The 16196-nt window shown below is 72.1% G+C and carries 19 protein-coding genes; 7 read left to right on the forward strand and 12 right to left on the reverse strand.

Going from position 1 to position 16196, the window contains the following annotated elements:
- Positions 1 to 439 precede the first annotated feature (439 nt).
- The 5 genes from amaP to AC067N_RS11225 all read right to left on the reverse strand — a co-directional run bounded on the left by amaP (position 440) and on the right by AC067N_RS11225 (position 2948).
- A complete protein-coding gene (gene amaP / locus AC067N_RS11205; RefSeq protein ID WP_478678602.1) occupies positions 440 to 1033 on the reverse strand; it encodes an alkaline shock response membrane anchor protein AmaP in 594 nt (197 codons plus the stop codon).
- Positions 1034 to 1043: 10 nt separating this feature from the next.
- Positions 1044 to 1769, reverse strand: coding sequence for a DUF6286 domain-containing protein (locus tag AC067N_RS11210; RefSeq protein ID WP_478678603.1), 726 nt, complete (start codon positions 1767 to 1769; stop codon positions 1044 to 1046).
- On the reverse strand, positions 1766 to 2227 hold the full coding sequence (locus tag AC067N_RS11215; RefSeq protein ID WP_478678604.1) for an Asp23/Gls24 family envelope stress response protein: 462 nt from the start codon (positions 2225 to 2227) through the stop codon (positions 1766 to 1768). The genes AC067N_RS11210 and AC067N_RS11215 overlap by 4 nt, the downstream gene beginning before the upstream one ends.
- A complete protein-coding gene (locus tag AC067N_RS11220; protein ID WP_478678605.1) occupies positions 2224 to 2451 on the reverse strand; it encodes a hypothetical protein in 228 nt (75 codons plus the stop codon). The genes AC067N_RS11215 and AC067N_RS11220 overlap by 4 nt, the downstream gene beginning before the upstream one ends.
- 65 nt (positions 2452 to 2516) lie before the next feature.
- Complete coding sequence (locus AC067N_RS11225) at positions 2517 to 2948, reverse strand: Asp23/Gls24 family envelope stress response protein (protein WP_478678606.1); 432 nt, start codon at positions 2946 to 2948, stop codon at positions 2517 to 2519.
- A gap of 178 nt (positions 2949 to 3126) precedes the next feature.
- Here AC067N_RS11225 and AC067N_RS11230 point away from each other — a divergent pair, with 178 nt between their 5' ends.
- Positions 3127 to 3951 (forward strand): hypothetical protein, encoded by an 825-nt coding sequence (locus AC067N_RS11230; protein ID WP_478678607.1) that lies wholly within the window; start codon positions 3127 to 3129, stop codon positions 3949 to 3951.
- A gap of 512 nt (positions 3952 to 4463) precedes the next feature.
- Positions 4464 to 5507 carry a fatty acid desaturase family protein gene (locus tag AC067N_RS11235; RefSeq protein WP_478678608.1) on the forward strand — a complete coding sequence of 348 codons (1044 nt, stop codon included), beginning with the start codon at positions 4464 to 4466 and terminating at the stop codon, positions 5505 to 5507.
- A 495-nt stretch (positions 5508 to 6002) separates the two neighbouring features.
- Here AC067N_RS11235 and AC067N_RS11240 read toward each other — a convergent pair whose 3' ends face one another.
- The 4 genes from AC067N_RS11240 to AC067N_RS11255 form a co-directional block, all read right to left on the reverse strand.
- Positions 6003 to 6374: an STAS domain-containing protein gene (locus AC067N_RS11240; protein WP_478678609.1), complete on the reverse strand. Its 372-nt coding sequence runs from the start codon at positions 6372 to 6374 to the stop codon at positions 6003 to 6005.
- A gap of 589 nt (positions 6375 to 6963) precedes the next feature.
- Entirely contained in the window at positions 6964 to 7215 is a 252-nt protein-coding gene (locus AC067N_RS11245; protein ID WP_478678610.1) for a hypothetical protein, read from the reverse strand.
- 5 nt (positions 7216 to 7220) lie between these two features.
- On the reverse strand, positions 7221 to 7850 hold the full coding sequence (locus AC067N_RS11250) for a DUF5994 family protein (RefSeq protein ID WP_478678611.1): 630 nt from the start codon (positions 7848 to 7850) through the stop codon (positions 7221 to 7223).
- A 241-nt stretch (positions 7851 to 8091) separates the two neighbouring features.
- Positions 8092 to 8601 (reverse strand): DUF5994 family protein, encoded by a 510-nt coding sequence (locus tag AC067N_RS11255; protein ID WP_478678612.1) that lies wholly within the window; start codon positions 8599 to 8601, stop codon positions 8092 to 8094.
- 199 nt (positions 8602 to 8800) lie between these two features.
- Between AC067N_RS11255 and AC067N_RS11260 the strand changes: the two genes are divergently transcribed.
- The 5 genes from AC067N_RS11260 to AC067N_RS11280 all read left to right on the forward strand — a co-directional run bounded on the left by AC067N_RS11260 (position 8801) and on the right by AC067N_RS11280 (position 11999).
- Entirely contained in the window at positions 8801 to 9067 is a 267-nt protein-coding gene (locus AC067N_RS11260; RefSeq protein WP_478678613.1) for a hypothetical protein, read from the forward strand.
- Between the two features lie 134 nt (positions 9068 to 9201).
- A complete protein-coding gene (locus AC067N_RS11265; protein WP_478678614.1) occupies positions 9202 to 9474 on the forward strand; it encodes a hypothetical protein in 273 nt (90 codons plus the stop codon).
- Positions 9475 to 9604: 130 nt separating this feature from the next.
- Positions 9605 to 9961 (forward strand): PRC-barrel domain-containing protein, encoded by a 357-nt coding sequence (locus tag AC067N_RS11270; protein WP_478678615.1) that lies wholly within the window; start codon positions 9605 to 9607, stop codon positions 9959 to 9961.
- A 35-nt stretch (positions 9962 to 9996) separates the two neighbouring features.
- A complete protein-coding gene (locus AC067N_RS11275) occupies positions 9997 to 10170 on the forward strand; it encodes a hypothetical protein (RefSeq protein WP_478678616.1) in 174 nt (57 codons plus the stop codon).
- A 47-nt stretch (positions 10171 to 10217) separates the two neighbouring features.
- Positions 10218 to 11999: a PP2C family protein-serine/threonine phosphatase gene (locus AC067N_RS11280; RefSeq protein WP_478678617.1), complete on the forward strand. Its 1782-nt coding sequence runs from the start codon at positions 10218 to 10220 to the stop codon at positions 11997 to 11999.
- Positions 12000 to 12009: 10 nt separating this feature from the next.
- Here AC067N_RS11280 and AC067N_RS11285 read toward each other — a convergent pair whose 3' ends face one another.
- The 3 genes from AC067N_RS11285 to AC067N_RS11295 all read right to left on the reverse strand — a co-directional run bounded on the left by AC067N_RS11285 (position 12010) and on the right by AC067N_RS11295 (position 15832).
- The gene (locus tag AC067N_RS11285) at positions 12010 to 12420 is read right to left on the reverse strand and encodes a PIN domain-containing protein (protein WP_478678618.1); all 411 of its coding nucleotides are present in this window, start codon (positions 12418 to 12420) and stop codon (positions 12010 to 12012) included.
- Complete coding sequence (locus AC067N_RS11290) at positions 12417 to 12638, reverse strand: type II toxin-antitoxin system VapB family antitoxin (RefSeq protein ID WP_478678619.1); 222 nt, start codon at positions 12636 to 12638, stop codon at positions 12417 to 12419. Before AC067N_RS11290 ends, AC067N_RS11285 begins: the two co-directional genes overlap by 4 nt.
- Positions 12639 to 13153: 515 nt before the next feature.
- On the reverse strand, positions 13154 to 15832 hold the full coding sequence (locus tag AC067N_RS11295; RefSeq protein WP_478678620.1) for a SpoIIE family protein phosphatase: 2679 nt from the start codon (positions 15830 to 15832) through the stop codon (positions 13154 to 13156).
- Between the last annotated feature and the right edge of the window lie 364 nt (positions 15833 to 16196).

The following is a 16196-nucleotide window of genomic DNA, read 5'->3' on the forward strand; positions in this document are numbered from 1 at the left end:
GGCCCTGACCGCCCGACAGGGGTTGACAAGGGATACCAAGAAGTGCCGAATGCCCCAAATGCGCATCAGATGTAGCATGAAAGCGGGTCGGCACACTCTCACGTGCGACCGGCCCGGAAGGGCGACCCCGGTGTGTATACGCCGGGGTCGTTGGCGTGTGTACACGCCGGGTCGTCTGCGCGGCGTGCGCCGGTCAGCGCGCCTCCCAACGCCGGTCAGCGCGCCGTATGCCGGGGGGAGCGACGGATGGCACCACGGCGATCTGCGCGGTCTCCCGGCCACGGCGGGACACGCCGTGCCGCCCCTCGATGTCCCGTGGGTCCCGTGGTGGTGGACGGCCCTGGCGAGCGAGGCCGCTACGCCGGGCAACGCGCGGTTCGTTCGTCCCCCCGGCAGCCGGGGCGTTCGGCTCCGGGAGCCGGAACGCGGTGCGCGGTATTCAGGCGGTGCGTCGGGCGCGGTGGCGGACTTCCCGGAGTCGGACCTTCGACGGGAGGCGGTCCAGGCCGGCCGAGTCCCGTGCGTGTGCGAGCGTTTCCCGGCTCAGTCGCCCCAGGGTCAGCGCTGGATCGGCGTGCGGCTCCAGCAGCAGCCGTACGCGTGCGGTGGGAGCCGTACTCCGGCCCGTCAGCCGTACACGGGCCCGTGAGACCCCGTCCAGGGCTTGTGCCTCCCTCTCGATGACGTCCTCGAGAGTGCGGCCGTCGAGCCGGGCCGCCGTGCCGTCCTCGCTGTCGACGAGGACCTGGCCCCGGCGGTGTCCGCGTTGCGCGAGGAGCCACCACAGCAGCAGGACCAGCAGCACCGCGAGCACCGCGATGACGGTCGGCCACCACCAGCCGTCCTCCCGCCACCGGGTGCGTCCCTCGACGCCCAGCACCACGTCGGCCGGCCCGCGGAAGGGCCACCAGCCCGGCACCCCGAAGTCCCAGTGGCGCTGCAGGTCCAGCCCGCCCAGCAGCACGCCGCCGCCGAGGGCGAACAGCCCGAGGCCGAGAAGCCCCAGCAGCACCCGGTTCACCGTCTTGAGCATCAGGATCGCCTCAGTCCTTCTTCGGACGGCGGACGCGCACGGTCAGCCTGGGCCGCCGGGCGAGACGCAAGGACGTCATGGTTTCCCCGAGCGTGGCGTCCAGGTCCTTGCGGACCTCATCGAGATCGCGGAAGTGTGCCCGCGCCCGGGCCTTGACCTTCCGGCGGCCGACGGCGACCTGTGCCGACCGGACTCCGGGTACCCGCATGGCCCGGTCACGCAGGACCAGGGCGGCGGCACGGCGGTCGAGCCCGGCGCGGACCTCCTCCGTGCGGGGGATACCGGTCGGCCGGCGCATCGGGAGCAGCCTGCGCAGACCGGGCGTCACCGCCAGCAGGAAGAGCCACAGGCCGAGGGCCATCGCCACGGCGGCCCCGACGATCATCCAGGTGTCGTCCAGGGGCCGGGTGGCCAGTTCATCGGCGAGCCGCCGTCGCCAGCTCATCGCGTCCCGGCCTGCCCGTACCGCGACCACGTCGTACAGGAGCAGTCCGACGGCCGCGGCGCACACCAGGGCCGCCAAGGCCGCGGGGAGCCGCCGAGCCGACCAGAAACGGCGCGGACGCCGGCCCGCCTCGTCCCCCGGCGCCGGCGTATCCGCGCTCGTCTTCTCGTCCGGCCCCGGGCTGCCGTCGGCGGGCGGAGCCGTCGACGCGCCGGGGGCCGGAGCGGCCGGTCCGGAATCGGAGGGAGGGTCGCTGTCGCCGGTCGGCTGCCGCCAGGTGTTCGCGCTCATCTCACCCTCTCCCGGCCCGAGTGCCGCGCATGCGCCGAGTGCAGCGTCCCGACCGACACCACCAGGTCGGACACCTCCACGCCGGCCCAGGTCCTGAGCCGTTCGGTGACCTCCCGGCGCACCGCGGCGCACTGCGCCCCGATGTCGGACGGATAGCCGAGTTCGACGGTGATGTGGACCCGTGCCTCGCCGAGCACCGCCTGCCGTCCCGCGGCGGGCTCGGTGTCCCGTCCCTCGGTGTCCCGTCCCTCGATTTCCCGCTCCGGTGCCCGTCGCACGGATGTGGTCACGTGCGGTGTCCGGCGGCCGGGGGGTACGTGGCCGGTCGACTCGGTGAACCGGCTCAGCGCCTCGCGCGCGACCCTGGCAGCGGTCTTCGCCACGACCCGGTCGGCGACGGTGATCGCGCCGCGCTCCCTGCGGGGGACGCCTGGACTCGGGCCTGCCTCAGCGGTCACCGTCGCCAGTCTTCCCGAGCCCGTCGCCGGTCATCGCTGATCCGCTCCTGCCGGTCCCGGCGGCGGACGAAGTCGCCCGGTTCGAGATCACCTTCCATGAACCGCCCGACCACGAGACCGACGACACCAAGCCCCAGCACCAGCAGGAAAGCCCAGAAGTCACCGAAGTACGCGGCGAAACCCAGCGCCATTCCGGCCATCAAGCCCACCACGGCCCTGCTCATGACGCGCTCCTTCATTCAAGCGGGCTGCTCCGCCCGGGTACGGGCTGCTCCGCCCCGGCTGTCGGCTACTGGACCCGCTGCCGCTCGTCCCGTTCGTCCTCCTCGTCCGGCAGCTTCACGTCGCTGACCGTGATGTTGACTTCCACGACTTCCCTACCCGCCATCCGCTCCACCGCGGAGATCACGTTTTCCCGCACCTCACCGGCGACGTCCGTGATCGAGACGCCGTAGTCCACGACGATCTCCAGGTCGATGGCCGCCTGCAGCTCGCCGACCTCGACGTCGACCCCGCGCGTGACGGACTTGCCGCTGCCGGCGCCGGGCATCCGCTCCCGCACGGATCCCATCGAGCGCGCGAAGCCGCTGCCCAGGGCATGGACGCCCAGCACGTCCCGCGCCGCCATTCCGGCGATCTTCTCCACCACGACATCGGCGATGGTCGTACGGCCACGAGAACCGGGCGCACCACCCTGTCCTACGCCGGTGTTCTCAGTCATCGGGATATTCCTCCCTCGTGAGGCTCACACAGCACTCATGGATAACAAGTATATTCGCTTTAGTAGTACTTGACATGATTTGAGGCTTTCATGGCGAAATGGCCGACTCGTCGGGCGAGCGGCCCGGCATGCCGGGGGAGAGCAGTGGCCACGGCGGAAGAAGGAGGGTGAGGCAGCGGTGAGAACCGACGCGTGGACGCAGACGGTACGCAACCAGCTCGCCCTGGGCCGACTGCTGCCGCTCGGCGGGCCCGAGGACGGGGCATGGATCACCGAGCAGGCCGCCGTACGGGCCCTCGGGCGCGCGGCCGCCGAGATTCCCGGTGTCCGGCTGGGAGCCCTGCGCGTCGGGCCGGTACCGCTGGAGCCCGTGTCCGAACCTGCCGTCCCCGCGCCTGCCAGCGCGCTACCGCCTGGCCCGCTCAGGATCGAGGCCGACTTCACGGCATCCCTCGGGCAGCCGCTGCCCGAGACCGCCGACCAGTTGAGGAGCGCCCTGCTCCACACGGCCGCCGAACGGCTCGGCCTGGCCACCTCGACAGCCGACCTGCGGATCTCGGACCTCCACGAGGGCCCGCACGAAGGCCCGCACGAAGGCCCGCACGAAGGCCCGCGCGAGGGCCCGAAGACCGAAGTGACATCGGGGGTCGCGACGAGGGACACGAGGCCGGCGCCGGAAGGCACAGCCGCGAGCGGCTCGCACCCGGTGCACCCGGTGACCGGAACGGCGTCCGGGCAGGGACCCGCCGGGGAGATCGCGGATGTCGCGGCGGGTGTTCCGGGCGTCGCCCGCCTCACCGCCGTGCTGGGAAGCCGTCCGGTCAGGCTGCACGACCTTGTCGATCCGCCCCGCAGGCACGTCGAGATCCACTTCGCGGTCGCCCCCGGACACCATCCACTGCACGTCGCCCGCGCCGTCCGGAAGGCCGTGGCCGCCGCGGCCGCCGGTGACACGACGAGCCCGGTCACCGTCGCCGTCCTCATCACGGAGACGGGGGTGTAGGTCCCCCGCTCGAAGAGCCGGGGACCGGGCGGCTCGGAGTCAACGGCCGCCGGCGCGGAGACGCCGGTGCCCTCGCCCCCGTGGCCCCGGTTCCGGTCCGGCCCTCGCCCCGTCGCCCCCCGGTTCCGGTCCGCCCACCCCGCTCGGCCGACCGCGAGACGCCCCTTCCGGAGAAACGCCCCTTCCGGAGAGGTGACCCGTACGGAGAGGTGACCCGTACGGAGAGGTGACCCGTACGGAGAGGTGACCCGTACGGATCTGACGCCCGGTCACCGCGCTTCGCCCACCGGGGGACGGCCCCGGCACGGTGTGAGACCTGTCCGGCAGGGAACCCGCGTTCCCACAGGAGGTCTGCGCTGGCTGCGGTCGGCGAAGCAGACGTCGTCCTCTCTCCGCGGTCGCGCGACGCGCTTCCCGCCGCGGAGAAGCGCCTTCCTCCCAGCGGCCCGGTCTCAGCGGCTCCCAAGGCGGCGCCGAGCCATCTGCCTCCTTCGGAGAAGAGTTTCATCATCATGAGCAGCACCACGACGGCCGGTCTCCCGCTCTCGAAGACGTCCGGCAGTGACTTCGCCCGATTGTCGAGAAAGATCGCTGAGGCCGGCCTGCTGGAACGCCGCCCCGGCTACTACGCGCTGCGGATCACCGGGGTGGCCGGGCTCTACGTCATGGGGTGGGTCGCCGTCGCACTCATCGGCGACAGTTGGTGGACCCTGGCGGTCGCCGCCTTCCTGGCCGTGGTCTTCGGCCAGGTCGCCCTGGTCGCCCATGACGCGGCCCATCGCCAGGTGTTCCGCCGGCGCCGGGCCAGCGAGGTGTCCGGGCGGATCGCCGGTACCGGGATCGGTATGGGCTACGGGTGGTGGCAGGACAAGCACACCCGCCACCACGCCAACCCCAACCATGCGGAACTCGACCCCGACCTCGACCCCGACCTGCTGGTCTGGTCCCAGGACCAGGCCCGGACCGCCGAGGGGCTCCCCCGTCTGATCGGCCGCTGGCAGGCGTTCCTGTTCTTCCCGCTGCTCACGCTGGAGGGCTTCAACCTGCACGTGTCGAGCGTGAGGGCGCTGGCCAATCGTTCGCTCAAGCACCGCGCCCTCGACGGCACCCTCCTGTTCGCGCACTTCACGGTCTATGCGGCCGCCCTGTTCTGGCTGCTGCCGCCCGGCATGGCTATCGCCTTCATCGCCGTCCACCAGGCCCTGTTCGGCGTCTACCTGGGCTCCCTCTTCGCGCCCAACCACAAGGGCATGCCGATACTGACCGGCGAGGACCGCCCGGACTTCCTCCGCCGCCAGGTACTCACCTCACGCAACGTGCGCGGCGGCCTGCTCACCGACATCGCGCTGGGCGGGCTGAACCATCAGATCGAGCACCACCTGTTCCCCGGCATGCCCAGCCCCAACCTGCGCAGGGCCCGGAGCATCGTGCGTCGCCACTGCCGGGAACTGGGCGTCGACTACGTGGAGACCGGGCTGCTCACCTCCTACCGGCTGGCCCTCGCCAGTCTCCATGAGGCCGGAGCACCGCTCCGGCACGCCCGCGTCGCCGGCTGAGGGTTGGCCCGGCGGGGCGACGACGTCAGGACGGGGCAGCCGCGCCGGGTGACATGCCGTCAGTCAGGTTGCTGGGCGAGGTTCTCGTGGGCGAGGCCGTCCGGGTGGGTGGCTGAGCGCGGTCCCAGGGGCAACAGGGGCCCTTCGCGGCACGGGGGCCGAGGGCCGCTGGGCGCTGGGGCCCGACGGCCGGCGTACCGTCCCGATGTCTGCCATCCCCACGACATCCGGCGAGGGCCGTGTCCTCCGCGATCAGCAGGGCGAATCCGGGCCACCCGATGTCGCCGGTGAGACGCCGGGAAGGCCTCCCTGCTCCGGTACTGCTGGCCGGCCCCCGCACGGGACGACCCCACGGACAGATCCGCCGGATCCTCCCGCAGGGTCCCTGCCTGCCGGGTCTCCGCCTGCCGGCGGTTCAGCCGACGCAGACGTACCGCGTGGGCGGGAGTCGCCGCGCCCGCCGTAACCCGCTCGGCTCCCGGTGGGCCGGGGTGGTCACAGCGCACCGCCCGCGGCGGTCGGCATCCGGAGTGGGACCGGCCGGACCGTGTGGTGTTCGTCGAGGAGGAAGCCGGAGCCGGTCATCTCGATGACTCGGGCCATGGCCGGGGGCGGATGGTGCAGCCGGAGGATCGTCCCGGCATCGGCGCCGAGCCGGAATGCGGTGAGGAACGCGTTGAGTCCGCTGGCGTCGCAGAAGGTGACCGCCGTGAGGTCGACGTCGACGGTACGCATGCCGTCGCGCAGGCATCCGCCCAGTGCGGCGTACACGAGCGGGGCCGTGGCCAGGTCGATCTCCCCCGAGAGGGTGATGAGCGCGCGAGTGGTGCGGTCGTGCCGGTAGACGGTCAACTGGGGCAGGGGCATGGTTCCTCGGTTCGCGACATCCGTCGGTGGTTCCGCGCGGCAGGGCCGGGGCCCGGCCACTCGCGGTGTGCCGCCGATACGGGGTGTGGGTACGGTGACGTGTGAACGACCGTTCCGTTCAGGCCGGTTGGCGAGCGTGTCGGCGAATCGGACGTCCGGGGATGCCCCGTGGAACGACCGGACGGAAGGTTCGCGCCCGGTGGGCATCGTGACCTGGAGGGCTTCCGTCCCGGGCACGGACGGCGGTGCCAGCGGTGACGGCGGTGCCAGTGGTGACGGGTGACGGGTGACGGGTGACGGCGATGGCAGGGGTATCGGACATCCGGTCGTCCCCCGGGTCGGCCGCCGTTGATCCGGCCGAGTCCGAGTCCGAGTCCGGACCCGGGCCCTCGGGCCCCTGACGACTCAGGACACGGGAAGCGTACGGTCCGTCAAGTGCGCTGCCATGACGGGGAGTCCGCGGTCAAGGCCACACCGTCCGCCGCAGCCGGTTCTGCCGGCCTTGTCGGCCCTGCCGCGGCCCACGACCGCACACGGTCGTGGCGATCCGGGCGATCCGGTTGGTCCCGGCGGGGATCACGCGGCTCCCTCAGGTGCGACGCCGGAGGCGGAGGCGGAACCGCCCACCGCCGGCGCCACGGTGGCGGCCCGTGCCGGTCGTCCCCGCCCGGACACGGGCCTTCCGCGGAGCCGACGGTGGCGGTCCCGCGACAGGCATCCCGAAGTGGCCGTAGTGGAAAGCGGATATACGGTCGCTGTGCTGTGAGTTGAGCTGGTGGATGAGGAGCGCCCCGAAGGCGATCACCGCGATGATCACGATCACGGTCAGGAATGTCTCCACGGTTCTCACCTTCCCGTGAGCCGGTGCGGCATCGTCGCGGTCATGGCGGCGGTCACGGCGTTCCCGGCGTTCACCGTCGGGATCCGCGGCCGTACGGCCCGGCCGCCGCCGGCCTCATGTCCTCCCTCGGAGTCCCAGACCGCCTCCACGGCCCGGTCGGCCTCGTGCACCTCCCGCAGGCGCACCGACTCCGCGATCAACCGGCTCGCGGTCGACGTGCCCAGGGGGTCGCTCGCGGCGGCCATCAGCCAGGCCGCCGAGGCGGCGGGCGTCTGCGGCGGCACCACCAGGAGGTTCCAGCGGCCCGTGCCGTACGAGAGCAACAACATTTCGTGCGGGTCCTGTTCGGCCCGGAACCAGCCCACCTTGACCACATGCCCGGCGGCGGGCACCTTGCGCGGAACGACCGGCCAGTGCACGGGATTCACCGTGACCCGGGTGATCCGCCCCCACAACGGATCCAGTACGGCGACCAGGGAGGGGAGCTCCGCCCCGAGATCGCGGGAGCGGGGCCACCAGGCACCGTCCAGCAGGGCCGGCGCGGGACCCGAGGGAGCGAGCGACAGGCGGGGAAGGGGCGACGAGACACGGTCATCGGCTTCGGCCGTCGGCGGGTGAGAAGTGGTCGTGGTCATGACGCGAACCCTGCCCCGGGCCGGCCACGACCGACCCGGCGTATTCGATCGCCGAAAACGACACGAGCCTGAAAGCCGGTGTGCGAAATATCCTCGGTACCTTCGAGCGTACTCCTCGGACGGACTTGACGGACCCTCGGTCGAGGAGGGTCCCGTACCCCCTCCCGCGAACCGTCGTCCCTGGGCCGTGAACCCGGCGGGAAGCATTCCGCGAGCGGGGCTCTTCGCAAGGGCGGGCGTCTCACCCCGCTGCCGCGGGGCCTGGCGTGGTGCTCCGGTCCGTTCGTCCGGTGCCCGTGTCGATGAGGATCTGCTCGGCCCGCCTCCCGCTGCCGGCACGGACGGCCTCGGCCATGGCGGCGCGCGCGGCGTCGGGCGTCGCGTGCGGCGGGACCACGAGGAGGGAGAAGAGATCCTGCTCGCCCCGGGTGATGAGAACGGTGTCGTCGCCGACCGGGAAGGAGTCGATGCGGACGACCCGGTCGTCGATGGTCATCCGCGTCGGCAGTTCCTCCCACGCGTCGGTGTCCAGGCCGACACGCGTGATGGGCCCGAGGTGCTCGGTCAGCGCGCTGATCAGGCTGGGGAGTTCGGCGGCGATGTCGCGGGAACGAGGCCACCACACCCCGTCGAGCACGCCCTGCCGGTCATGTGTCGTCTCCAGCCGCACGAGAGCCGTCCCGGGCCGCACGGCCCGGTGGACCGCGTCCGGCAGGAGTCTGTCCACCCTTGGGGAATCGGAGTCGGCCATCTCACTCGCCTGCCCGTCTGCCTGGATCGAGGGGACCGAGTTCGCTCGGGGGACCGTGGCTTCCTCGTTTCACGGTACTCCCCGCCCCCCGCCCACGGCCGGAGAGCCCGCCGGTCACCCGCGGGTGCCGCGTGGACCGCCCGAGTAAAGTGAGGAATCCGGCCCGTTTCGTACGGGGCCACCGAACGCCGAGGTCGCCATGCGGTCCATGAACACACCCGGGGACGGACACGCCGAGGTCCAGATCGTCGCCGCCTCGCCGGAGGTCGCCCGGCGGGTCGCGGAGGTTCTCCGCCGTTGCTTCGACGCCACCGAGCAGCGCAGCTATCCCGCGGGCCCCGACGGAGGCACCCGCCTCGACCTCACCGTGGACACCGCGCACGCGGCAGAGCCGGCCCGGTCATGGCTGGAGACCAGCCGGTCCGCGGAAGGCGGCCGGCCGGCGGACGACAGCCCCCGGCGGTAGAGGCCCCGGCGGCGACGCCGCCCCCTGCCCCGTTCCCCACGAAACCGCTGATGGTGGGCGGGTACCGGGGTACGGCCCGGAGTAGAGTGAACTGCGAGAGCCGGTCCGGGAGCCCGAGACAAGTGGCGGCGACCATGGCAACACTGCACCAGCGGAAGAACCACCGCGCAGCGATCATGAAAGTCCTGTACCAGGGCATGGAACGCAGTGGCCTTCCCGACGCCTCCGGGGCCACGCTGCGGGACGAGCTGGAGATCCCCGATCAGGATCTGGCCGCAGCCTGCACCTATCTGGTGGGCGAAGGGCTCGTCACGGTCCGCTGGACCCACGGGGAAACACCCGCGACGGTGATGCTGACGCATCAGGGGCTACGGCTCATGGAGGCGGCCGAGGAGGAGCGCGACTGACCCCCGCAGGACGCCTCGGGACCGCCTCGGGACGACCGCCCCAGGACCGCCTCGGGACGACCGCCTCGGGACGCGGGACCGGGGATTCTCGTACGTACCACCTGGCAGAGCGGCAGACAGGGAGCAGCGCATGATGCGTCCAGCCGACATCCGCGAGTGGCGGGACCATGACGTGGTCGATCTGAAACAGCGCAGAATCGGCGTCCTCGAAGCGGTCTACGTCGACACGGCCACAGACGAGGCGGCCGTGGCCACCGTCCGGTCCGGGCTGCCCACCCGCCGCCGGCTGGTCTTCGTCCCCCTCGACGACGCGGTCCTCGGACCGGGCTACGTCCGGGTCCCCTACAGCAGGGGGCAGGTGCGGAAGGCCCCGTCGATCGGGACGGACGACGTGCTGCCCGCCGAGCAGGAGGCGGAGATCTTCCGCCACTACGACATGACATACCGGCCGGGAGCAGGCGGCGAACGCCGGCTCGCACGCCGCTGACCGTACGCACACGGCACGAAAGGAGGTGGTCCGAGGTGGCGGCGCTCTTCCTTCTGCTGCTCCTCGTGGCAGTCGTGCTGGGCATCATCGGTGTGGCGGTGGAGAGCCTGGGCTTCCTTCTGGCCGTCGGCATCGTGGTCTTCGCCGCGGCCATGATCTTCTCCGTGGTACGGACGTCCCGGCGCGCCAGGCGGCACCCCATACGCTGACGGCGAGGCCGCACCGGCGGGGCCGGCACTCAGGAGGCGGGCTGACCATGGGGAGACGGGCGGACACCAGGGCGGCGGGTGGAGCGGACCGTCGCGGTGCCCTGCCCGGTACGGGCGGCGAGGAACGGTCGGGGTCCCAGCCCGAGCCGGGCTTCTGGCAGCAGGTGGTCGAGCAGCTCGGCACCGCCCTGATGGTGGTCGATCCGGCCGCGCGGATCCTCGCCGCCAACCCGGCCGCCGAGCGGCTGCTGGGCCGTGCCTCCGACGCGCTGCGCGGAGAGGACGCACACGAGCTGCTGCACCGGGACGGGGGCGGCGGCACGCTCGTCCGGGAGCGGTGCCCACTGCTGCGGGCACTGGCCGCGAGGGCCGCCGCACGCGGGAGCGGCGACAGCTATCTGCGCGGTGACGGTCACCTGGTCACGGTCGCCTGGTCCGCTTCGCCGCTGACGGACGCCGGCTCCTTCACGGGCATGGCCGTGCTGTTCACCGATGTCTCGGGCGATCGCGGGACACCCCGGGAACGGGCTGAACGAGCCGCCTACACGAGTGCGCTGGAGGACCTCACCGAGCGGCTGACGCTGGTCGCGGAGATCACCGACATCCTGGGCCAGACCCTGGAGACCGACGAGGCCCTCGCCCGCCTGGGCCGCATGCTGGTGCCCCGCCTCGCCGACTGGGCCACGGTGGACCTCCTGACCGGTTCCGGTCAGGAGGTCCACCGGGTGGCGGTCACCGGTCCCGCGGGCCGGGACGCGGCACTGGAGGGCGGTCGCGAACACCTTCCCGAAGCCGGGGCGGGCGACCCGTCTCCTCTCGTCCAGGTGCTGAACGGCGGCGATCCCGCGCTGCAGGACGGGGTGGGGGCGACCGTGCCGCCCGGCTCCCCGCTGACCGCCCGCCACGGCGAGTTCCTGCGGACGGTGGGCGCGACCTCCGCCATCACGGTGCCGCTGGGCTCCGGACGGCAGATCACCGGCGCCCTGACGCTGATCCGCACCGACCCGGCGCACCCCTTCGACGCCGACGACCTGAACGTGGTGAGCGACATCGGCCGCCGGGTCGGTCGGGTCATCGACAACGCACAGCGTTTCGGCCGCCAGCGTGCCGTCGCCGAGGCCATGCAGCGCAACCTGCTCGCTCCGCTGCCCCAGCCCGGCCGGCTGCGGCTGGCCGCCCGCTACCAGCCCGCCCCCGTGGGGTCCCAGGTCGGCGGTGACTGGTACGACGCGTTCGAGCTGAAGGACGGCACGCTCGCGCTGGTCATCGGCGACGTCGTGGGTCATGACCTGACCGCGGCGGCCGGGATGTCCCAACTGCACGGCATCCTGCGCTCCCTGGCCTGGGACCACGTCGGGCCGCCGGGCAGCGTCGTCGACCGCCTCGACGACGCCATGCCCGCGATCACCACCGTCCCCATGGCCACCCTCGTCCTCGCCCGGGTCGAAGGCCGGCCGCAGACGGGACCATGGACCCTGCGGTGGACCAGCGCCGGACATCCGCCGCCGCTCCTCCTCACCCCCGGCGGACACGCCCAGTACCTCGAAGCGGGGCAGGGACTGCTCCTCGGCGCCCACCTGGGCGACGGCGGAAGCCGGCCGAACGCCACGGAACCCCTGCCGCCCGGTTCCACACTGCTGCTCTACACCGACGGCCTGATCGAGATCCCCGGCAGCGACCTCGACACCGGCCTGCGCCACCTGCGCCGCCACGCCCTGGGTCTCGCCCACGCGCCCCTGGACACGCTGTGCGACCAACTGCTCGCCCGTATGCCGCCCGGCAGCACCGACGACGTGGCCCTCCTCGCCCTGCGTCTGCCGCCGGCATGACCGAGGACAGTCAGGCGACGTCGTGGATGTTGTGCTCGGTCAGGTCGGAGGCATGCCGGGCAACGGCGCGGTAGTCGGCATCGTCGTGGAGAACAGCCAGGCCGTGGTGGGCCGCGGTGGCGGCGATGACGAGGTCGACGGCCGAGGCACTGCGGTGCTCCCCGGCCTGGGCCATGCGGTGTTGCACCGCGCCGATCCACCGCCCGGCGTTCTTCGGGACCGACACGTCGGGGTAGAGGTCGGCGAACATCTCCGCGATCTCGTCGTACTCGCGACCGTTGCGGGCGCTGTGGAGAAACTCGGCGCGTTGCACGAAGCAGGAACCGATTGCCCCGACATCGATCGCGTCGTACCAGGCCGATTGCAGTTTCGGATCCCGGAGCAGCCGTACCAGGCCGGACGTGTCGAGCAAGTAGATCACCGGCCGTGCTTCTCCGCCCGCTGCAGACGCTCGGCGTCCTCGACGGCGCCCCACTCACGCGCGCGCTCGAAGTGACGGCTTATGCGGGCCGCACGCTCCTGCTGCTCGGCGTAGAAGTTCAGAGCGAGATTGACCGCCTCCTTCTTGGTCCTGACCTTGGCCAGAGCCATGGCGCGTTCGAGGGCGTCGTCATCGATGTCGATCTGCGTCACGGACATGTGGCACCTCCTCCGCAATGTTGGTGATGTACATAGAAAGATACGTCACCAACATCGCCGCGTCTCGGTGTCGGATCTCCGGCCTGTGCGGTCGCGACGGACGCTCCATCGGCCCGGGAGACGGTGCCGGCCGTCAGCGCCCCGGACACGGCGCGACGGCGAACCTCTCGGCAGCGGAGGTCCGGAGCGGCTCCATGCGACAGAGCCCGAAGTGCGTGGAATGGGTCACCGGTTGCTGCCGGGCCGGCCCTTCCCGCCGTCGTTCCGCAGTGAGTTTCCGCGGCTACGGCGGCAGGACCGGCGTCGTCCCAGCCGGCCGGAAGCCGCGCATGTGCGCCGGCGGGCGATCCCCGCCCCGCTGCCCGCGCCCGCGAGCGGATCGCGGCGCTCGCGGGACGTGCGCCGGTCGCCCGCGGCCAGGCTCACCGCTCGTCGCCCCCGGCCACCTGGCCCGGCACACCGGCCAGGTGCTCCCGGCGGGCGACCCCGGTCGGGGGTCGGGGAGCGTACGGATCTCAGTGCTTCGGCAGCGGCTGCTCCGCCCAGATCACCTTGCCCTGGGGGGTGTACCGGGTGCCCCAGCGTTCGGTCAGCTGGGAGACCAGGAACAGGCCCCGGCCGCCCTCGTCGGTCGTCGCGGCGTACCGCAGATGGGGCGATGTGCTGCTGCCGTCGGCCACCTCGCAGATCAGGGTGCGGTCGTGGATCAGTCTCAGGTGGATCGGCTCGCAGCCGTAGCGGAGCGCGTTGGTGACGAGTTCGCTCAGCACCAGTTCCATGCTGAAGCCCAGTTCCTCCAGCCCCCACTCGTCGAGCTTGGCGGTCGCCGCGGCCCGCACCCCGGCGACGGCGGCCGGGTCCGGTGGCACGTCCCACTCGGCGATCCGCTCCGGCGGCAGCGCGTGCGTGCGGGCGATGAGGAGCGCCACGTCGTCCGTGGGGCGCTCGGGCAGCAGGGCCTCCAGCACCGCCCGGCAGCTCTCCTCCGGCGCCCGGTCCGTGTGGCCCGCCAGGGCCTTGCGCAGGAGTTCCATCCCCTCGTCGAGGTCGCGGGTCCGGTCCTCGATGAGGCCGTCGGTGTAGAGGACGAGCTGGGAGCCCTCGCCGATCTCCAGCTCCGCGGTCTGGAACGGCATGCCGCCGAGACCCAGCGGCGGGCCCGGCGGCAGCTCGGGGAAGGTGACCTCGCCGTCGGGATGGACCAGCGCGGGAGCCGGGTGCCCCGCGCGGGCCATGGTGCAACGGCGCGTCGTCGGGTCGTAGATCGCGTAGAGGCAGGTGGCGCCCACGACGGCGGCGGGACTGTCCGTGCACTCGTCCTGGTCGATGCGGCCGACCAGGTCGTCGAGATGGCTCAGCAGCTCGTCCGGCGGCAGGTCGAGCGTGGAGAAGTTGTGCACCGCGGTCCGCAGCCGCCCCATCGTCGCGGCGGCGTGCAGGCCGTGGCCGACCACGTCACCGACGACCAGCGCCACCCGGCTGCCCGGCAGGGGAATCACGTCGAACCAGTCCCCGCTCACTCCCGACTGGGCCGGCAGGTACCGGTAGCCGACGTCGAGGGCGCTCAGCTCGGGCAGGCCCCGCGGCAGCAGGCTGCGCTGGAGGGTGACCGCCAGGGCGTGCTCGCGCGTGTACCGGCGGGCGTTGTCGATGCTGACCGCGGCGCGGGCCACGAGTTCCTCCGCCAGGGACAGCTCCTCCTGGTCGAAGGGTTCGTGCTCCTTGGAGCGCCAGAAGTTGACCATGCCCAGCACGACACCGCGCGCCAGGATCGGAGCCGTGATGAGCGAATGGATGCCGTAGTCCACGACCTGCTCGGTGCGCTCCGGGTCCTGCAGAAGCCACCCCGTCGCGGTCGACAGGTCGGCCACCAGTTCCGAGCGGCCGGAGCCGTAGCCGCGCGCCTGGGGCGTGGAGGGCAGGAAGTCGATCAGCCGGCCCTTCTCGTAGAGCGGGTGGTCGTCGCGGATGCCGCAGACGGCGACGCGTCGCATCCCCTTCGCCGTGGCCGCCGGTTCCTCACCGTGCAGGACGGCGTCGGCGAGGTCCACGGTGACGAAGTCGGCGAAGCGCGGGACGGCGATCCGGGCGAGTTCGTCGGCGGTCTGGACCACGTCCAGGGTGGTGCCGATGCCCAACCCGGCGTCGTAGAGCAGTTTCAGCCGCTCGCCCGTGACCTCGGCCCGGCCGGACACGGCCCGCAGTTCCGTGGAGTCGCGCAGTGTCACCACGGTGCCCTGGGGGCCTCCGCCGCGGTCCGTCGGCCGCTGGTTGACCACCAGCAGCCGCGGCCCGGCCAGGTGCACCTCGTCGGTGGCCTCGCGTCCGGAGCCGAGCAGCGACGCCATCTCGGGCTCCAGGGACGGCATGTCCGACACATGCCTGCCCTCGGCGTCCGGGGGCAGTTCCAGCAGACGCCGGGCCTCGTCGTTCGCCAGCAGCAGCCGCCCCTCGTCGTTGACGATGAGCACCCCTTCGCGCACGGCGTGCAGCACCGCGTCGTGGTGCTCGTACATGCGCGACATCTCGTTCGGGGCCAGGCTGTGCGTCTGCCGTCGCAGCCGCCTGCCCACGAGCGCCGTGGCGGCGGTGGCGACGCCGAGCGCGACCGCCCCGGCGGTCAGGATGATCGGAATCTGCCGGTCGACCAGGCTGGTCACGTTCTTGACCTTCAGCCCGGCGGAGACGAGCGCCACCACCTTGCCCTGGTCGTCCCGGATGGGCACGGTCGCCTGGACCTCGTGGCCGAGGGGGCCGTGGACGCTCTCGGTGTAGACCTTGCCCGCGAGGGACGGCTCGATCTCGCCTACGAACCGCTTCCCGATGCGGTCCGGCAGGGGATGGGTGTAGCGGATCCCCTTGGTGTCCATCACCACGACGAAGTCGACGCCCGCGGACTCGCGGCCCGCCTCGGTGAGCGGCTGAAGGATCTTCGCCGGATCGGGGGCCTGCAGTGCGGACAGCACGCCCGGGGAGTGCGCGAAAGTCTGGGCGACCGCTATGGATCTTCGTTTGGCCTCGGCGTTCGTATGGCTCTGTGACTGCACGACGAGAGCGAAGACCGCGAATGCCACGAGCAGCACCACCAAGGCCACCTGGAGGAGGAATATCTGCCCCGCGACACTGCGCGTGTTCCTCCGGGCCAGCGACCACAGTGGTGATATATGACGAACTCGGGCAAAACGGTCCTTCATCCGGCCTTTCTAGCACCGATCACCCATATAGTCACGGGTCTGCACTGAAGACCGCCCTTGTCCAGTGGCGTTCGATCACCTCACCAGCCACACCAGTCACTCTGGTCACACGCCGTCGAGAGGCGCGCGCCCGCGCCCGCCCGCCCGCCGGGTTCCTGGCCGGCACCGGCACCGTACACGCGCCCGGGACGGCACGCCGAGGCCGCCGCGCGCCTCCGGCGGGGACCGCCGGCGCCTCGGCGGGTGACCTGAAGAGACTTTTCGGATCATGGCAACCCTTTGCGAGGCCTGTGACCACAAGGGAGCGGATCCGGCCGGTTCCCGTGTCCGGATCCGCCCTTCCCCCGTGAACGGCCTCCAAGGA

Source organism: Streptomyces sp. NPDC042364 (genome assembly GCF_056437585.1).